We start from the raw sequence: 16,906 nt of genomic DNA, 5'->3' as shown, positions 1-16,906 counted from the left end.
TGCCGAGGAGTTTCGGCGCGGGGCGTGGCCCGGCCCGGGGGATGGGCTCATTCCGGATCCGCGGGTACGCGGATCCGGCCGCTCCGCTTCAAGGCCGGTCGGCGGCCTTCCGCCGCCGGTGCTCGGCCACGCGCACGCGTGAGGCGCAGCGGGGTGAGCAGTAACGGCGTGGGTCACCGGGCCCGGTGCCGAGGAAGAACGTGCCGCATCCAGGGGCCGCGCACGCGCCCCAGGCAGGCCGGCCGTGCTCGCTGAGGATCTGGGCGAGGGCCGTGGCACTGGCGGCGGTGAACCAGTCGCCCCACCCGGCGTCGTCCCCACGGTCCATGTGCAGATGCCAGGCGTGCCCGTCGTGCCGGCTCAGGCGGGGGCGGGCCGCGCACCGTTCGAGCAGGTCGTTGATGGTCTCTGCGGCACGGTCGGTGTCGGTCTCGACGAGCACGTCCGTGACCCGCAGGACGGCAGCGCGCAGCTCGTCGGCGTCCTCCTTACGGAAGGCGCGGGGCGACAGGTCGGCGGGGGTCTCGCCGTGCTCGGCCAGCACTTCGGCGAGGGCCTCGCGGCCGACGGCGGGGTCCTCGCGGACCGCGTTGGCGAGGTCGATCAGGCGCTGGGCGGGCCGGAAGCCGGGCATGGGGCGCTTGCTCCTTGGCGATGTCGGTCGGGCTGTTCTCAATGCGGTACGTTCCCCGAGCATCGTACCGTAACGTGTTACCCACACAAGCCGTTACAACTCATCACCACACAAGGGGAGCCATGAGTTTGAGGCCCTACTTGGCCGTGGCGTTCAGCGCGCGCCTGGCCGACGAGGGTGTGGCGGTGGCCGTGATCCTGCTGGCCACCGCGCGCACGGGCAGCGCGGCCCAGGGCGCGTTCGTCCTGGCGGCATGGATGGCCCCGCACGTCCTGGCGGCCCCGCTCACCGGAAGCCTGCTGGGCCGGGTGCGCCGGACCCGCCTCTGCTACGCCCTGGCCCTCGGCGGCTTCGCGGCGGCGATCGCCGGGCTCGCGCTGGTGGTGGGCCGGGCACCGATCGCGGTGACGGTGGCCGTGGCACTGCTGGGCGGGACCTGCGGCCCGGTGGTCACTGGCGGGCTGTCCAGCCTGGTCGCCCTCCTGACCCCCCAAGGCCCGGCACGCGCGCGTGCGTACGCACTGGACGCGGCGACGTACAACGCGGCTTCGGTGACGGGCCCGGGAGCGGTGGCCGGCCTGGCCGCCCTGGCGTCACCGGGGCTTGCGACGGGGGTGCTGGCGGGGGTGGCGGCATGCGGCGCGGGGCTGATCGGCATGCTGCCGTTGGGTCGGCGGGGCGACCAGGATGCGGCGGCGGGGCACGACCCCGGCTCGGTGTCCTCGCGGGCCGAGGTGGCGCGGGGCGAGGGAGTGGCCCGCCCGGACGGGCCTGCGGACGCCTCATCGCCCTTGCCGACAGAGGTGGATGCCGCGGCAGGTGACAGGGGCGGGACCACGGGGGCCACCCCCGCCAAGGCCAACTCCCCCTCCCTGTGGGCCGATCTGAAGGCAGGCCTCAACGCCGTCCGCCACACCCCCGCCCTGCGCGACATCACCGCCGCCACCTGCGTGGCCTTCCTCGGCATGGGCGGGCTCACCGTGGCCGCCGTACTGCTCGCCGGGGAGCGGGGGCATCCCGACGGAGGCGGCCTACTGGTCACCGCTTTTGCCGTGGGGGCACTCGGCGGGTGCCTGGCGCTCGCCCATCGCGAGCCCCGGATCAGCCCGCGAAGACTGGCCCTGGCAAGCCTCATCGGGACCGGGGCCGCACTGACGGGGGCGGCTCTCGTGCCCTCGTACACCATCGCCGTGATGCTCTTCATCGCTGCCGGGGTGTGCGACGGCCCCCTGCTGACCTCAACCCTGCGCATACGCGCGGACCACGCACCGGACTCCGTACGCACCCAGGTCTTCACCCTCGGCGCAGGCCTCAAGATCTCGGCAGCGGCCTGCGGCGCGGCTCTGACCGGAATCGCGGCAGACAGCGAACTACCGCCCTGGATCCTGTTGTTGACCATCGCAGCCCTACAGCTAGCAGGCGCCACATTCCTGCGAGACCACACCCAAGACCCCTCATCAAGGCCTGCTCGGTCCTTGTCCCCCACCACACCGTCCGAAGGCTGACAGCACTCCCCACCGACGGAGAGCCGCTGAACGACCGAAAGGGGCCGTGGGGGCGTACGCGTGCCGACATACCCAGCATGGACCCGGCGCTTCCTGTCCGGTCGGGGACGCTGAGCAAAGTCGGCACGCGTACGCCCCCACGGCCCCGACCACTCACGAACCGGCGGCGCAACGACACCGCCAGGCACCGCACGCCCGAACGCCCGAACGGTGAACCCACCCAGCCCGTCCGGCGTTTGAGGACAGAGGCCGAAGGCCGATCCGGGGGCCCGGGGGCAAAGCCCCCGCGAGGCCAACCGAAGCCAGGGCCCAACGAGCAACCCGGGCCCGACCAGACCTAGCCCTGCCGCGCGCCCAAAGCGCCCTGCTGAGGCCGAATCCCCGCCGGCACAGCCCGAGCCCGCGCAGGCGTCCCCGTCCAACAGGTCCCCCGCCGAGACAGCAACCGCCGCAGCCACAACTCGGTGGCCACCAGCTCCGTAAGCCCGTCCAGCGCCACCAACTCGCCCTCGGCGGCGGCCCGCAACGCCTTCTGGACCACCCGCCCCTCGACAAGCCCGGCCTGCGCGAGCAGCGGCGTATCGAAGAGGTCGACGAGATCGTCCACCGCCACCCGCAGCCCCGTACTGATCGCGGCAGTGGAGGAGGCGTGCGACGGAGCACCCCACCCCGAAGGCAGTTCGGTGACCCCGGCACCCTCCAGCACGGCCCGCAGGATCGCCGCCCGCGCCCCCGGCTGCACCCGCAGGTTCTCCGGCAGGGCGCGGCACGCGCGTACCACCTGGTTGTCCAGGAACGGCGCGTGCAGGCGCTGGAAGCGGACCTCCGCGGCCTGTTCGAGGATGCGGAGATCGGCCGCGTGGCGCGCGAGGGCGGCCCGCGCCCGCAGCTCTCCCGGCCGCTGGCCGGGACTGGCGCCGGGCCGGGTCGCCGCCCGCTCCAGGCGAACCGATACTTCAGCCAGCGCCTCACCCGTGAGCCAGCGCGCGGCAGGCCCGGGCCGGGCCCAGTTGAGCGCGGCGAGCGAGGCGCCCACCGCGCCCTCGGGCTCCTCGAAGTACCGGTCCCGCAACCGGATCCCGACCGCCTCGATGCCCGCCTTGTAGGGCGTACGGGCGAGCCGTCGCGCGGCCCCGTAGACCTGCACCGGCACCCGCACCGCCTCCCGCACCGACCACTCGGCCTTCGCCAACGCCGCGACGGGGCGCACCAGATGGCGTCGCTTGCGGTCCATCAGCAGGTCGGCAAGGCGGGCCGGATGGGCGTCCAGGACCTGCCGCGCGCCATACCCGGTGAAATGGTCCGCACTGCCGGAGGCGAGCCGGGCGCGATGCCGAGCGGCGGTAATCAAAGAAGGGCCCGGCTCATCCGTCAGCGGCCCGTCCAACTCGGCGTACGGCAGCGCCTCTTCGCCCGCCGCGACCACCACGTGGTGCAGCCGCGGATTCTCCGCGATCGCCCCGGCCCGCTCCAGCTCGGCCTCGCGCCCACTGGTGGCCAGATCGTTGAAAGTGACGGCAAGGAGGCGTTCACCGGCGCCCGTGCCGTGCCCGAGCACCGTCCCCGGCAGCCCCGGCAGACCGGCCGCGAGGAGGGCGAGCGTCCCGGAGGCCGGGCCGCCCGACAGGTCGGCGCCGATCCCCGGCACCGGCATCCGGGCCGCACGGCGCTCGGCGGGCCCCATGCCGGGCACGGGGCCGGGGTCTATGTCCGGCACGTGGCGCGGCGCGGCGAGTCGGGTGCGTACGGCCTCGACCAGCGCGTCACGAACGCCGTCCACCGCGCGCGTGGCGTCCATTTGGGGTGCGGCGACGGCAAGGGAGGCGACCGCTTCGTACCCGGCGATCTCCCGGGCGCCGTCCCGCAGGATCAGCGCGTGGCCGGGCGGGATGCGGCACACGCCCATGTAGGGCGTCGATTCCTGCAGTGCTTCCGGTACGTCGGGGCAGGCGAGCAGGGCCGCGAGGTGCGGGATGTCGAGGTGGGCCTCGATGAGGTCGGCGAGGGGGAGGGCCGCGGTCGCGTACGCCGTGCCGCCCGCCCAGGGGGTGTAGAACACCGGCCGCGCGCCCGCCAGATCGCCGGCGACGGTGACGCGGCGGCCGACCTGGACGACCGCGGTGTAGCTGCCGGGCCAGGCCGTGAGATGGCGCAGAGCGCCGCCTCTCGCGGCGAACAGGCCGACTCTGAGCTGCTCGTCGCTGGCCCCGCAGGTGCCGAGCACCGCGATCCTGGTCCGGTCGTCGGCCTTGACCACGCGGACCTCGTCGGAGCGCCAGTCGCCGACCGCCCACAGCGGATCGGGGTCGCCCCACAGGAGTTGGGAGCCCACGGGGTGCACGGTTTCGCCCCCGTCACCTGCGGCCCCGCCGCCCGGGGCGTACATCGCCCCGGTCGCTTTCGCGGTGGTACTGCTCCACCCCACCAACCACCGCATCGTCGCCTCCACAGGCTGTGGACAACCGGAGCACCCGAGGAAGCCGAGGAAACCGACGGGACAGAAGGGCGATACCGGGCAACGGGACCGAAGAACGGAACCGAAGAACGGGGCCAACGAGCCGACGGAACCAGGAGGACCAAGGGAACGCAGCACCATGCTGCCACGAAGGAGGCGCGCGAGAGGGGTTACGGAGTCGCAAGCGCACACCACAATGCGCCGCTGCGGCCGCCGAGTTGGGCTTGTACCGCACCGTCGAATTTTGGCCAAATCGGCCACACGCGCGCGGGCGCAGGCGGCCGTAACCACCGCACCCAGGACTTGCCGACTACAACCACAGTCCGGGAGGCGCCAGTCGCCTCCCGGACCGATCCGCCGCCCGCGGGGATGGAGGCGGCGGTGTCCCCCAGCCCACTGGATCCAGTGTCAGTGGGCCGACCCACGCATCCCTCATGGAAGCGCTCCCCCACATGTCCGAGAAGAGCGCACGGGCGGGCGCACGGCCACACGCCCGGAGCACGACGGGAAGCAACCGCACTCCTGTACAGACAACAATCTCGCCATCCGGAACACTGCCTCTTAACGCATGGAATGCGGGGAACTACGCTGGGTTTACGAATGCCGCGCGCGTATGCCAATCCTGCGGCAGCCGTCGTGTCGTCGAGGGGTGGCTCATGTCCAGGGAGCAACGCGGGCCGAACGACAAACTCGGCGCCGTCCTCGCCCTCGCGGGAATCAGCAACGCGGGGCTCGCGCGGCGGGTCAACGACCTTGGTTCACAACGCGGTCTGACCTTGCGCTACGACAAGACCTCCGTGGCCCGCTGGGTCTCGAAGGGCATGGTCCCGCAGGGTGCGGCGCCGCATCTCATCGCGGCCGCCATCGGCCAGAAGCTGGGCCGCCCGGTGCCGCTGCACGAGATCGGCCTGGCGGACGCGGATCCGGCGCCCGAAGTGGGCCTCGCCTTCCCGCGGGACGTCGGCGCCGCCGTGAAGTCGGCGACCGAGCTGTACCGCCTCGACCTCGCCGGGCGGCGGGCCGGCGGTGGCGGGATCTGGCAGTCCCTGGCGGGCTCCTTCGCCGTGAGCGCCTACGCGACGCCGGCGTCCCGTTGGCTGATAACCCCCGCCGACAGCTCGGTCGAGCGGCCCCCGGACATCGCCGCCGGCGCGGCAGGCGTCCTCACCGCCGACCAGAGCGCCGCGGCTGAGGAGGCACCGCAGCGGGTCGGCCACAGCGACGTCCACAAGCTCCGCGAGGCCGCCGAGGACGCCCGGCGCTGGGACTCCAAGTACGGCGGCGGCGACTGGCGTTCGTCGATGGTCCCCGAGTGCCTGCGCGTCGAGGCGGCACCGCTGCTGCTCGGCTCGTACTCGGACGAGGTGGGCCGCGCCCTGTTCGGCGCGACCTCCGAACTCACCCGTCTCGCGGGCTGGATGGCCTTCGACACGGGCCAGCAGGAGGCCGCCCAGCGCTACTACATCCAGGCCCTGCGCCTGGCCCGCGCGGCCGCCGACGTACCCCTCGGTGGATACGTACTGGCATCGATGTCCCTGCAAGCCACCTACCGCGGCTTCGGCGACGAGGGTGTGGACCTCGCGCAGGCCGCCCTGGAGCGCAACCGCGGCCTGGCCACGGCCCGCACGATGAGCTTCTTCCGTCTGGTCGAGGCGCGGGCACACGCGCGTGCCGGTGACGCGCAGGCGGCGGGCGCCGCCCTGAAGGCCGCCGAGGGCTGGCTGGAGCGCGCGCGGGAGGGCGACAACGACCCTTCGTGGCTCGGCTTCTACTCGTACGACCGCTTCGCCGCGGACGCCGCCGAGTGCTACCGCGACCTGAAGGCGCCCCGCCAGGTGCGCCGCTTCACCGAGCAGGCCCTGTCGCGTCCCACGGAGGAGTTCGTACGCTCCCACGGCCTGCGGCTCGTCGTCAGCGCGGTCGCCGAGCTGGAGTCGGGCAATCTGGACGCGGCCTGCGCACAGGGCCTGCGGGCGGTGGAGGTGGCGGGCCGCATCTCGTCCGCCCGGACCACGGAGTACGTCCGCGACCTGCTGCACCGCCTCGAACCGCACGGCGACGAGCCGCGGGTGGTGGAGCTGCGCGAGCGGGCCCGTCCGCTGCTCGTGGCACCGGCGTAGCCGCGGCAGGGGCGCGGCCTGTGCGGCTTCCGGGTTTGAAGGCATTGTCAGTGGCGCAGTGCAGTATCGAACTTGAACGCGGAATCGGTCGTGGGCAGACGGCCGACCGCGGGCGCGGAAGTCTCGGGAGGTGACGCGCGTGGCAAGAGCTGCGGGGTACGACTGCGATGTGCTGGTGATCGGCGGCGGGATCGTCGGCCTGTCGACGGCGTATGCGCTCACCCGCGCCCGGCCGGGCATCCAGGTCACCGTCCTGGAGAAGGAGGCCGGCCCCGCCCGGCACCAGACGGGCCGCAACAGCGGAGTGATCCACAGCGGCATCTACTACAAGCCCGGCTCGTTCAAGGCCCGCTTCGCCGTCCAGGGCGCCATGGAGATGGTCAAGTTCTGCGCGGAGTACGGCATCGCGCACGCCGTCACCGGAAAGCTGATCGTCGCCACCGACCGCGCGGAGCTCCCCCGCCTGCACGCCCTCGTCCAGCGCGGCCGGGAGAACGGCATTCCGGTGCGCGAGCTCGGCCCCGCCCAGGTCGCGGAGTACGAGCCGCAGGTGCGGGCGCTCGCCGGGATCCACGTCTCCTCGACCGGGGTGTGCGACTTCCCGGCCGTGGCAGCGCACCTGGCGGCGGCCTCGGGGGCGCAGATCGTCTACGGCGCGGAGGTCACGCGGATCGACCGCCGCCCCGAGCGCGGCGTCGCGGTGCGCACGGCACGCGGTGAGGTCGTACGCGGCCGGGTCCTGGTCAACTGCGCGGGCCTGCACTGCGACCGCATCGCCCGGCTCGCCGGGGACGACCCGGCCATGCGGATCGTGCCCTTCCGCGGCGAGTACTTCGAGCTGGCCCGGCCCGAGCTGGTGCGCGGCCTGGTCTACCCCGTGCCCGACCCGGCCTTCCCCTTCCTCGGCGTCCACCTCACGCGGGGCATCGACGGCGGCGTGCACGTCGGGCCGAACGCCGTGCCGGCCCTGGCCCGCGAGGGCTACTCCTGGTCGGTGGTCCGGCCCCGCGAGCTCGCGGGGACGCTCGGCTGGCCCGGCTCCTGGCGGATAGCCCGCCGGCACTGGCGGTACGGCGCGGGCGAGCTGCACCGCTCCCTGTCGAAGGCGGCGTTCACCGAGGCGGTCCGCCGGCTGCTGCCCGCGGTCACGGAGGCCGACCTGCACCCGACCGCCGCCGGGGTCCGGGCCCAGGCCGTCCTGCGCGACGGCACGCTGGTCGACGACTTCCTGATCCGCGAGGCGCCCCGGACAGTCCACGTCCTGAACGCCCCCTCCCCGGCGGCGACGGCTTCGCTGCCCATCGGGCGGGAGATCGCGGGGCGGGCTTTGGCGGCGCTGGGGGGGTAGGGGGGCGGGGCGGGGGCGGGGAGAGCGGGGCGGGCGGGGGCCGGGAGCGGGACCGGGCGGCGGACCGGGAGCGGGTCGGAAGCGGGACCGGGCGGCGGACCGGGAGCGGGGCCGGGAGCGGGGCCAGGCGCGGACCGAACGGCCGGCCAGCCGGGGACCGAACGGCGGGCGCATTCGCTACGTGGGGGAAAAGGGGCATCCAGATCGGGCAAATCGGGCGCTTTTGTGCCCGTTTCCCCCCAGCTGGCCCGGCGCCGCGGCCCCAGCCCCGCGCGAAGCCACTCCCGCTCCACGTAAAATCGGCCCACTGTGTCTGACCAGAACCCCACCCCCGCCAGCCGTCGCGGCACTCCGCGATTCCCCGACGGCCCCAAGCCCGACCCCGCCGGCTCGCACCACGAGCGGCGGATCCGGAGCTTCCAGCCCCGTCGCAGCCGCGTCACCACCAGCCAGGGCGAAGCCCTGGAGCGGCTCTGGCCGAAGTGGGGACTGGACATCGACGGGCTGCACCGAATCGATCTGCGGGAGCTCTTCGAGGGGCTGCCCGTCACCCTCGAGATCGGCTTCGGCATGGGCGAGGCGACCGCGCAGATGGCCGCCGCCGACCCGGAGACGGGAATCCTCGCCGTCGACGTGCACACGCCGGGCCAGGGCAACCTCCTCGGCCTCGCCGAGAAGAACGGCCTGACGAACGTCCGCGTGGCCAACGGCGACGCGATCATCCTGCTCCGCGAGATGCTGCACCCCGCCTCGCTCGACGGGCTGCGCGTCTACTTCCCCGACCCCTGGCCCAAGAAGCGCCACAACAAGCGCCGCCTGATCCAGCCGGAATTCCTCACGCTCGCCGCGACCCGCCTCAAGCCCGGCGCGATCGTCCACTGCGCGACGGACTGGGAGGAGTACGCCGAGCAGATGCTGGAAGTGCTCACCGCCCACCCCGACTTCGAGAACACGCAGTCCGCAGACGGCACAGGGGGTTACGCACCCCGCCCCGCCTTCCGCCCCCTCACCCGGTTCGAGGGCCAGGGCCTGGACAAGGGGCACGTCGTGCACGACCTGCTGTTCCGGCGTACGAACAGCTGACCCTCGTTTCCCGCCGACGTACGAAAGAACCGAGGCACCGGTGCGAGGTGGCCCCGACCCTCGTTAGGGTCGACGGTGTGGTCAGCAGTCCTCCGTACCAGCAGCCGCTGACCGGCCCACCTGCCGGTCAGCGGCCGGGGAGGCGTGCCCACTGGTGGCAGCGCCGGTGGGTCAGGGCCTCGGCGGTCAGCGTGCTGCTCGCGCTGTCCGGGCTCGTCATCCTGGCCCTGGTCAGGCAGCAGACGGGGACCGAGGGCTTCCTGGTCGGGCTCGGGCTCGCGGTCCTGCCCGTGCCGCTGCTGATAGCCGCGTTCCGCTGGCTGGACCGGGTGGAGCCAGGACCCTGGCGGAATCTGCTGTTCGCCTTCGCCTGGGGCGCCTGCGCCGCCGCCCTGGTCGCGATCATCGCGAACTCGTTCGCGACGCAGTGGATAGCCACCGCCACGGCCGACCCGACCAGCGCCGACACCCTGGGCGCCACCGTCATAGCCCCGATCGTCGAAGAGATCGCCAAGGCCGCCGCCGTCCTGCTCGTGTTCCTGTTCCGCAGACGGGACTTCACGGGAATCGTGGACGGCGTCGTCATAGCCGGGGTCACCGCCACCGGCTTCGCGTTCACGGAGAACATCCTCTACCTCGGCAACGCCTACGGGACGGACGAGGCCAGCGGGATCCAGGGGATCGCCCTCAACTCCGTGACCGCCGCGACCTTCTTCGTCCGCGTGATTATGTCGCCGTTCGCGCACCCCCTGTTCACGGTGCTCACCGGCATCGGCTTCGGCATCGCCGCCCTCGCCGCCGACCGCCAGCGCGTACGCCGCGTGCTGATCCCGTCGGCCGGACTGCTGCTCGCGATGGGCATGCACTCCCTGTGGAACAGCTCGGCGGTCTTCGGCGACTACGGCTTCTTCGCGGTGTACGCCGCCTTCATGGTCCCCGCCTTCGGCCTGCTGACCTGGCTGACCATCTGGACCCGCCAGCGCGAACTGCGCACCGTGCGCGCCGAACTGCCCGCCTATGCGGCCGCCGGCTGGATCGCGGGACACGAGCCGTACGTCCTCGCCTCCATGCGCGCCCGCCGCCTGGCCCGCGACTTCGCCCGGCGCACGAGTGGGCCGGGGGCGGCGCGGGCCGTCGCCGAGTACGAGGCTTTCGCGACCTCGCTGGCGTTTCTACGTCACCGGGGCAGGCGGGGGCGCGCGGGGGCGGAGTTCGTCATACGCGAGCGGGAGCTGCTCGACGAACTGTGGAGCCGCAGACTCCTCGCCCGCCCCGCCCTGGAGTACGCGGCCCGGGCGACGCCCCCGCCACCGCTGCCCAGACCCACCGGCCCCGCGTACGCCGGACCTGCGTACGCCGGCCCCCCGCTCGGCCACATCCCGCCCCAGGGGTACGCACCACCTCAGGGGTACGCGTACGCCCCACCCGCACCCGCGTACTACAACCCCTACCTGTCAGGCTGAAACCGCGGTCAGCTCTCAGGCTGAAGCCGCAGTCAGCTCCCCGACCTCGCCCTCCGTCAGCTCCAGCTCCGCCACCGCGAGCAGCGCCGGCAGCTGCTCGACAGTCCGGGCCGAGGCGATCGGCGCCACCACGGTCGGCTGCGCGGCCAGCCAGGCGAGCGCCACCGACGCCACCTCGGCCTCGCGGGCCTCGGCGATCTTGTCGAGGGCGGCGAGCACCCGTACCCCTCGATCGGTCCCGAGCAGCTCGAATCCCCCGTCGGCCCGCTCGCTCTGCACGGCCGCACCCGGCCGGTACTTGCCGGTGAGGAACCCGGAGGCCAGCGCGAAGTAGGGCACCGCGGCGAGCCCCGAGCGGGAGGCGACCTCCTGCAGCGCGCCCTCGTAGGTGTCCCGCGAGACCAGGTTGTAGTGCGGCTGCAGCGCCACATAGCGGGCGAGGCCCTCGCGCTCGGCGAAGTCCAGGGACTCCTGGAGGCGTTCGGCGGAGATGTTCGACGCGGCGACGGCCCGCACCTTGCCCTCCCGCACCAACTGGTCGAGGGCGCCCACGATCTCCTCGACCGGCACGGACAGGTCGTCGAAGTGCGTGTAGTAGAGGTCGATGTAGTCGGTGCGCAGGCGGCGCAGCGAGCCCTCGACGACGGCCTTGATGTTGGTGGCCGCAAGACCCTTGGCCTCGGGGTGGTTGCCGACCTTGGAGGCGATGACGACGTCCTCGCGCCTGCCGCGCCCGGTCAGCCACTCGCCGATGAGGGTCTCGGACTCGCCGCCCCGGTGACCGGGTGCCCAGGTCGAGTACATGTCGGCGGTGTCGATGAAGTTGCCGCCGGCCGCGGTGTACGCGTCGAGCACGGCGAAGGTCGCGGCCCGGTCCGCGGTCCAGCCGAAGACGTTGCCGCCGAGGGCGAGCGGGAAGACCTCGAGGTCGGATGAGCCGAGGGGGCGAAGGGAAGTCATACGGCGGTCAACAGCGCTCGCCCGCACACGTATTCCAATATCCACATGCGGATTCCAGGACCCGGATGAGGAGTTGAGGAGTGTGCGGGCATGCCACTGACCGGCAGCCCTGGCGTCGGGGGGTAGGCCGCCAGGACTGCCGGGGACCTGGGGAAATCAGACGGTGATGCCCTTGCTGCGCAGCCACGCGGCCGGGTCCATCAGGTCGCCGCCCGGCGTCTTGACCTCGAGGTGGAGGTGCGGACCGGTGGAGTTGCCGGTGGAGCCCACGCGGCCGATGACATCGCCGGTGGTGACCTTCTGGCCGACGCTCACGTTCATCGACGACTGGTGGTTGAACGCGACCTCCGTGCCGTCCGACATCTCGAGGACGGTGCGGTAGCCGTACGAGCCCGACCAGCCGGCTTCCTTGACGGTGCCGCTGTGGATCGCCTTGATCGGCGTACCCGTCGAGGCCGCGAAGTCCAGGCCCGTGTGGTAGCCGGAGGCCCACATGGAGCCGGCCTGCCCGTAGGTGGTGGTGATCGTGTACGAGGCGAGCGGAAGCGTGTAGCTCTTGGCGAGCTTGGCGAGGCGCTCGGCCTCGGCCTTGCGCTTGGCTTCTGCCTCGGCCTTCCGCTTCGCCTCGAGCTCGGCCTTCTCGGCGGCCGTCTGCTTGGCGGAGGCCTCTTCGGCGGCGGCCTTGACGGCGGCATCGGCCGCGGCGTCCTGGGCGGCCGCGTCGGCCTCGTCCTGCTTGGACTCGGCCTGCTGCATGATGCGGGCGCGCAGTGCCTCACCGGCGTCCGCGGTGGTCTTGCCCTCGACGGCACCCGAGTCGGGCAGGGTGGCGGAGGCGGCGACGGCCTGGGTTACGCCCGACTGGGCAGTCTCCGAGCCCGAGTCGGAGTCGTCCGAACCGTCGGATATCAGCGAGCCGACACCCGGCAGCGACGAGGCGTCGGGGAGCGAGAGGTCGGGCAGCGATATCGGTACCGGCGGGCGGTCCTTGGCGGTGGCTATGCCACCCGCGCCGACCGCGGCGATGACGCCGACACCGAGCACCGTGGAGCTGCGTGCGAGTCCCCCGCCGCGCTGCTTGCCGACACGGTGCTTTCCGCGTACCGGGCGGAGGGAGTCCTCGGTGGGGTTCCACTCCTCCCAGGTCTCGTCCTGAGAGCTGACGCCATAACCGAACTCAGAGTCGCTGTCCGGGTTGTACGAGGCCTCAGGGTTGAACCTGGTCCGGCCTGTGGGGGTCGCCACTGGGGCGCACTCCTTTCCTTCCTTCTCGCCTACCGGGTTAGCTGACGGGTTCGGAACAGGAAGGTTTCCTACGGGCGTTCTCGCCTCTGCGGGACGCGAGAGTTGCCCGATTCACCCCAAAAAGTGGTTCCCCGGCTCCCTTGCGGGATTAAGCGTGTGCGCACGGAGCCGACTCTTGTGACGGCTGGGACGACCGCGCTGCGTTATCGAACGTTAATAGACAGCGGTGCTGGATTCCAAGCCGTTCCGACTGATCGTTAACGCCTTTGGCCTGGACTTAATGGGGCACGAGCGGGCGGAATCGGGCGAGTTGACTTCTGCAATTTTCCTGACGGTGTGTCAGTTGTTATGCGGAGGGCGGTAGGACGGTCACCTACGGTGACACGGGCCGCCCCACCGCGAGCAGCGCCATGTCATCGGTGGACCCGCCCCCGGTATGCGCCCGCACCTCCTCGACCACCGTCTCCAGCAATGCCTCCGGGGCCCGGAACATCCGCCCCGCGAGCCGCGCCGCGGGATCGTAGAAGACCCCGTCCTCGTCCCGCGCCTCACTGAGCCCGTCCGTGAAGAACAGCAGCGTCGCCCCGCCCGGAAACTCCGTCTCGTCCGCCCGGTCCGGCCAGGCCCCGAGATCGCTCATCCCCAGCGGCAACGCCGGCTCACCGGGACTGAGCAGGCACATCCGCCCGTCCGAGTGCAGCATCAGCGGCTCCGGATGACCGCGGTTGATGAGCCGTACGACCCCTCGCTCATGCGGAATCTCCGCGAGCACCGCCGTGGTGAACCCCTCTACCGCGTCAAGCCCGTCCCGCCGCGTCCCCTCCCGCGCCAGCGCCCGCTCAAGGCGCTGCGCCACCGCCTCCAGGGTCGCCTCCTGCTCGGCCGCCTCCCGGAACGCCCCGATCACCACGGCGACCGCCTCCACCGCACCAAGTCCCTTTCCCCGTACGTCGCCGACGATGAGCCGCACCCCGTGCGGGGTGTCCTGCACCGCGTACAGATCGCCCCCGATGAACGCGTCCGCCTGCGCCGCCTCGTACCGCGCCGCGATGTCGAGCCCGCCGATCCGGGGCGCCGGCTCGGGCAGTACGGCGCGCTGGGCGGCCTCGGCGATGTAGCGGGCGGAGGCGAGCTTCTCGCCCCGGTGGCGTACGACGACGTTGATGAGCACGGCGAGCCCGGCCACGGTCACCACGTTGATGAGCTCGGTCAGCTCCTGCGGCCGCCCCATGGTGCCGTACCGCAGCTGCAGCCCCACGACACAGGCGATGGACGTGATCCCGGTGAGCAGGGTGGAGCGGAGCGAGAAGAACGGAGCCGCGATCAGCGGGGCCGCCGTGAAGAACGGCGCCGCGGTGAAGCGCGGCGGGGTCAGCAGAGCGGCGGTCAGCCCGACGACGATGAGCAGCGGGGGCAGCGCCCGGACGAAGGCCCGCACCTGAGTGATGCCGACGTCCCGGCCGGGTCCGTCCCCGGTATCCGGGCGTCTGCCGCTCCTACGCCCACCTCGCTGCCCCACCGCTCTACTCCTGCCAGGCCGTGTCGCGCCCCGTAAGGGGCGCGGGGAACTGCGCGACCAGCCACAACGGACCCGCAGATTCCGTACGGCCTCCGAGCAGAAGCGAAGTCGCTCCCCACCCAGGGTTTCCGCACCCGGAGCGGGGAGCGACCCCGTAGCCGCCGTACGAGTTACGCGGCCGACGCCGGCACCGGCGTCCGCGCGGCCAGCAACCCGCTCCTGGCCAGCGCCCCCACCGCGAGCGCGCACGCGCCGCCGAGCGCGGCGAGGGTCAGCCACAGCCCGGCCCCGACTCCGCCCACGGCGTCGAGCAGCACCCCGACCGCGAGGTTCCCGGCGGTGATCCCGATGCCGCACACCGTGTTGTAAAGCCCGTAGTGCGTGGCCACCCAGCGCCCCCCGGAGAGGGCGACCACGGTGTCCATCTCGAACGGGTAGAGCACCGCGGTCCCGGCCGCGAGCACCGCCGCACACAGCAGCAGCGCCACCGCGCCGCCGCCCAGGGCCGGCGCGAGGAACGCAAGCCCCATCACGCCGAGGCCCGCGACCAGGCACTGCTCACGGGTCCAGCGCCGCTTGCACCAGTCGGTGATCCGCAGCTGCCCGAGCAGCGCTACGAGGCCGGACACCACGAAGAGCGCGGTGGTCACGGCCGTCGAGTCCGCGGCGAGCGGCAGCGCGAGATAGACCTGGAAGGACAGGACGTACGACCCGGTCATGGCGGCCGAGAACAGCCAGAACGCCTTGTTCCCGAGCACGGTCCGCCACTGCCCGCGCGCCCCGTCCGCCTCGGCGGCCCGCTTGCGCACCGGCAGCTTCGCGATCTGCACCACGGAGAGCACCGCGAAGACGACGGCCGCGACCGCGCAGGTCAGCCGGAAGTCGACGCCGGTGAGCGCGAGCCCGACGAGCGGGCCGAGCAGGATCCCCGCCTGATAGAAGACGTTGAACACCGCGAAGGCCTCAACTCGCCGTTCCTCACCCGCCCCTGCGGCCACGTAGGCGCGTACGGCCGGATTGAACAATGCCCCCGCGAGCCCGGTCGCCAGTGAGGCGCCGATCAGCACCGGCAACGTATCGGCGAAGGCCAGCGCCCCGAAGCCGACGGTCCGCAGCGCACACCCGGCGACGATCAGCGGCTTGAACCCGAGCCGGTCCGCGAGCGCCCCGCCGACCAGGAACATCCCCTGCTGCGACAGATTCCGCACCCCGAGCACCAGGCCGACGGCCCAGGCGGCGAGCCCCAGGTCCCCCGACAGATGCGCCGCGAGATACGGCATCAGCATGTAGAAGCCGAGATTGATGGAGAGCTGATTGACGAAGAGCAGCTGTACGGCAGGGTCGAAGGCGCGCACCCGCACCCACAGCGTCTTCATCGGGCGTTCTCCTGCGCCGAGTTGAGCTCCGTGACGACGGCCGTACGCTCCCGCCGCCACCTCGTCCACTCGCTCACCGGGCCGTCCTCGGGCCCCGCGACCTCCCGCGGCGCACCCGGCAGGGCGCCCGACAGCAACCCGTGCTCGGCGCAGAACTGGTCGTTGAACACGGTGTCGAAGTACCGCTGCGGCCCGTCCGGGAAGATCGCGGCGATCCGTGTCCCGCGCGGCCTGCTGCGGGCCAGCCAGCCGGCCACGAGCGCGACGGCGCCCACGCTCCAGCCCCCGGTCGCGAACTGCCGCTCCGCGAGCCGCCGCGCGCAGGACACCGCCTCCGCCGGTCCGACCCAGTGCACCTCGTCGAAGGCCCCGTGATCCACGTTGCCCGGGTGGATGGACGACCCGAGGCCGCGCATCAGTCGCGGCCCGGCCTCCAGGCCGAAGATGGTCGAGGCGATCGAGTCGACGCCGACGAGTTCCAGCGCGGGCATCGTGGTCGTACGCAGCGCGCGGGCGATCCCCGCCGAGTGTCCGCCGGTGCCGACCGCGCACACCAGGACGTCGAACTGGCCGAGCTGCCCGGCGAGTTCGGCGGCCAGCGGCCCGTACGCATCCTGATTGTCCGGATTGTGGTACTGGTTCGGGCTCCAGGCCCCGTCCATGGCGGCCATCAGCTCGGCGACCCTGTCCACCCGGGCCTGCTGCCAGCCGCCCTGCGCGGCCGGTTCCCGTACGACGTGGACGCGTACGCCATGAGCGGTCAGCATCCGCTCGACGATCGGCTCGAGTCCGGGATCGGTGACGACGTGCACGGGATGCCCGTGCAGCACCCCGGCGAGCGCGAGGCCGAGGCCCAGCGTGCCGGAGGTCGACTCGACGATGGGCGCGCCGGGCCGCAACTCGCCCCGGGCGCGCGCCCGTTCGACCATGTGCAGGGCGGCGCGGTCCTTGATGCCGCCGAAGTTGAAGCCTTCGAGTTTGGCCCAGTAGCCGCGGCCGACGCCCTCCTCGGCGGGGGTCGGCTCGTCGATCCACAGGATCGGGGTGTTCCCGACGGCGGCCGCCGCGGGCATGAGGCTGCTCGGGTTGCCCGGATTGCTCAGGTTGCTCAAATTGCTCAGCATGCGAGGTGTTCCTTCGGATACTTCCGTACGCGGATGGGTGTCGTGATGCCTTGCTCTCGTCACTCCGCGTCCGG

Annotated in this window: 12 protein-coding genes and 1 riboswitch; of the genes, 5 read left to right on the top strand and 7 right to left on the bottom strand. The window is 72.5% G+C overall.

The features are described 5' to 3' along the window. Positions 1-88: 88 nt before the first annotated feature. The gene (locus OG430_RS26405; protein ID WP_327355076.1) at positions 89-634 is read right to left on the bottom strand and encodes a CGNR zinc finger domain-containing protein; all 546 of its coding nucleotides are present in this window, start codon (positions 632-634) and stop codon (positions 89-91) included. Positions 635-756: 122 nt separating this feature from the next. Here OG430_RS26405 and OG430_RS26400 point away from each other — a divergent pair, with 122 nt between their 5' ends. Continuing rightward, a complete protein-coding gene (locus tag OG430_RS26400; protein ID WP_327355075.1) occupies positions 757-2,139 on the top strand; it encodes an MFS transporter in 1,383 nt (460 codons plus the stop codon). Between the two features lie 337 nt (positions 2,140-2,476). Here the strand turns inward: OG430_RS26400 and OG430_RS26395 are convergent, their stop codons facing one another. Beyond that, positions 2,477-4,576, bottom strand: a complete 2,100-nt coding sequence (locus OG430_RS26395; RefSeq protein WP_327355074.1) for an asparagine synthase-related protein — start codon at positions 4,574-4,576, stop codon at positions 2,477-2,479. A gap of 674 nt (positions 4,577-5,250) precedes the next feature. Here OG430_RS26395 and OG430_RS26390 point away from each other — a divergent pair. From OG430_RS26390 to OG430_RS26375, 4 genes are all read left to right on the top strand, one after another. Then, positions 5,251-6,714, top strand: coding sequence for an MFS transporter (locus OG430_RS26390; protein WP_327355073.1), 1,464 nt, complete (start codon positions 5,251-5,253; stop codon positions 6,712-6,714). Positions 6,715-6,853: 139 nt separating this feature from the next. Next, positions 6,854-8,062 carry an L-2-hydroxyglutarate oxidase gene (gene lhgO, locus OG430_RS26385; protein WP_327355072.1) on the top strand — a complete coding sequence of 403 codons (1,209 nt, stop codon included), beginning with the start codon at positions 6,854-6,856 and terminating at the stop codon, positions 8,060-8,062. Positions 8,063-8,371: 309 nt separating this feature from the next. Beyond that, positions 8,372-9,145, top strand: a complete 774-nt coding sequence (gene trmB, locus OG430_RS26380; protein ID WP_327355071.1) for a tRNA (guanosine(46)-N7)-methyltransferase TrmB — start codon at positions 8,372-8,374, stop codon at positions 9,143-9,145. A gap of 77 nt (positions 9,146-9,222) precedes the next feature. After that, on the top strand, positions 9,223-10,608 hold the full coding sequence (locus OG430_RS26375; RefSeq protein WP_442816556.1) for a PrsW family intramembrane metalloprotease: 1,386 nt from the start codon (positions 9,223-9,225) through the stop codon (positions 10,606-10,608). A 15-nt stretch (positions 10,609-10,623) separates the two neighbouring features. Here the strand turns inward: OG430_RS26375 and OG430_RS26370 are convergent, their stop codons facing one another. The 5 genes from OG430_RS26370 to OG430_RS26350 form a co-directional block, all read right to left on the bottom strand. Continuing rightward, the gene (locus OG430_RS26370; protein ID WP_327355070.1) at positions 10,624-11,568 is read right to left on the bottom strand and encodes an aldo/keto reductase; all 945 of its coding nucleotides are present in this window, start codon (positions 11,566-11,568) and stop codon (positions 10,624-10,626) included. 156 nt (positions 11,569-11,724) lie between these two features. After that, positions 11,725-12,813, bottom strand: a complete 1,089-nt coding sequence (locus OG430_RS26365; RefSeq protein WP_327355069.1) for a M23 family metallopeptidase — start codon at positions 12,811-12,813, stop codon at positions 11,725-11,727. An 11-nt stretch (positions 12,814-12,824) separates the two neighbouring features. Next, positions 12,825-12,978, bottom strand: a riboswitch (cyclic di-AMP (ydaO/yuaA leader). A 208-nt stretch (positions 12,979-13,186) separates the two neighbouring features. Continuing rightward, complete coding sequence (locus OG430_RS26360; RefSeq protein WP_442816555.1) at positions 13,187-14,332, bottom strand: PP2C family protein-serine/threonine phosphatase; 1,146 nt, start codon at positions 14,330-14,332, stop codon at positions 13,187-13,189. Positions 14,333-14,502: 170 nt separating this feature from the next. After that, positions 14,503-15,708 (bottom strand): MFS transporter, encoded by a 1,206-nt coding sequence (locus tag OG430_RS26355; protein ID WP_327355068.1) that lies wholly within the window; start codon positions 15,706-15,708, stop codon positions 14,503-14,505. Next, positions 15,705-16,832 (bottom strand): PLP-dependent cysteine synthase family protein, encoded by a 1,128-nt coding sequence (locus tag OG430_RS26350; protein ID WP_442816554.1) that lies wholly within the window; start codon positions 16,830-16,832, stop codon positions 15,705-15,707. Before OG430_RS26350 ends, OG430_RS26355 begins: the two co-directional genes overlap by 4 nt. Between the last annotated feature and the right edge of the window lie 74 nt (positions 16,833-16,906).

This window comes from Streptomyces sp. NBC_01304 (genome assembly GCF_035975855.1).
In the GTDB taxonomy this organism is placed as follows: domain Bacteria; phylum Actinomycetota; class Actinomycetes; order Streptomycetales; family Streptomycetaceae; genus Streptomyces.
This window is presented reverse-complemented; position numbering and strand designations above follow the sequence as displayed.

Bases quoted from the DNA above. Each gene is read 5' to 3' on its own strand.
- OG430_RS26405 (WP_327355076.1), bottom strand. From the start codon at position 634: ATGCCCGGCTTCCGGCCCGCCCAGCGCCTGATCGACCTCGCCAACGCG.
- OG430_RS26400 (WP_327355075.1), top strand. From the start codon at position 757: ATGAGTTTGAGGCCCTACTTGGCCGTGGCGTTCAGCGCGCGCCTGGCC.
- OG430_RS26395 (WP_327355074.1), bottom strand. From the start codon at position 4,576: ATGCGGTGGTTGGTGGGGTGGAGCAGTACCACCGCGAAAGCGACCGGG.
- OG430_RS26390 (WP_327355073.1), top strand. From the start codon at position 5,251: ATGTCCAGGGAGCAACGCGGGCCGAACGACAAACTCGGCGCCGTCCTC.
- OG430_RS26370 (WP_327355070.1), bottom strand. From the start codon at position 11,568: ATGACTTCCCTTCGCCCCCTCGGCTCATCCGACCTCGAGGTCTTCCCG.
- OG430_RS26355 (WP_327355068.1), bottom strand. From the start codon at position 15,708: ATGAAGACGCTGTGGGTGCGGGTGCGCGCCTTCGACCCTGCCGTACAG.
- OG430_RS26350 (WP_442816554.1), bottom strand. From the start codon at position 16,832: ATGCTGAGCAATTTGAGCAACCTGAGCAATCCGGGCAACCCGAGCAGC.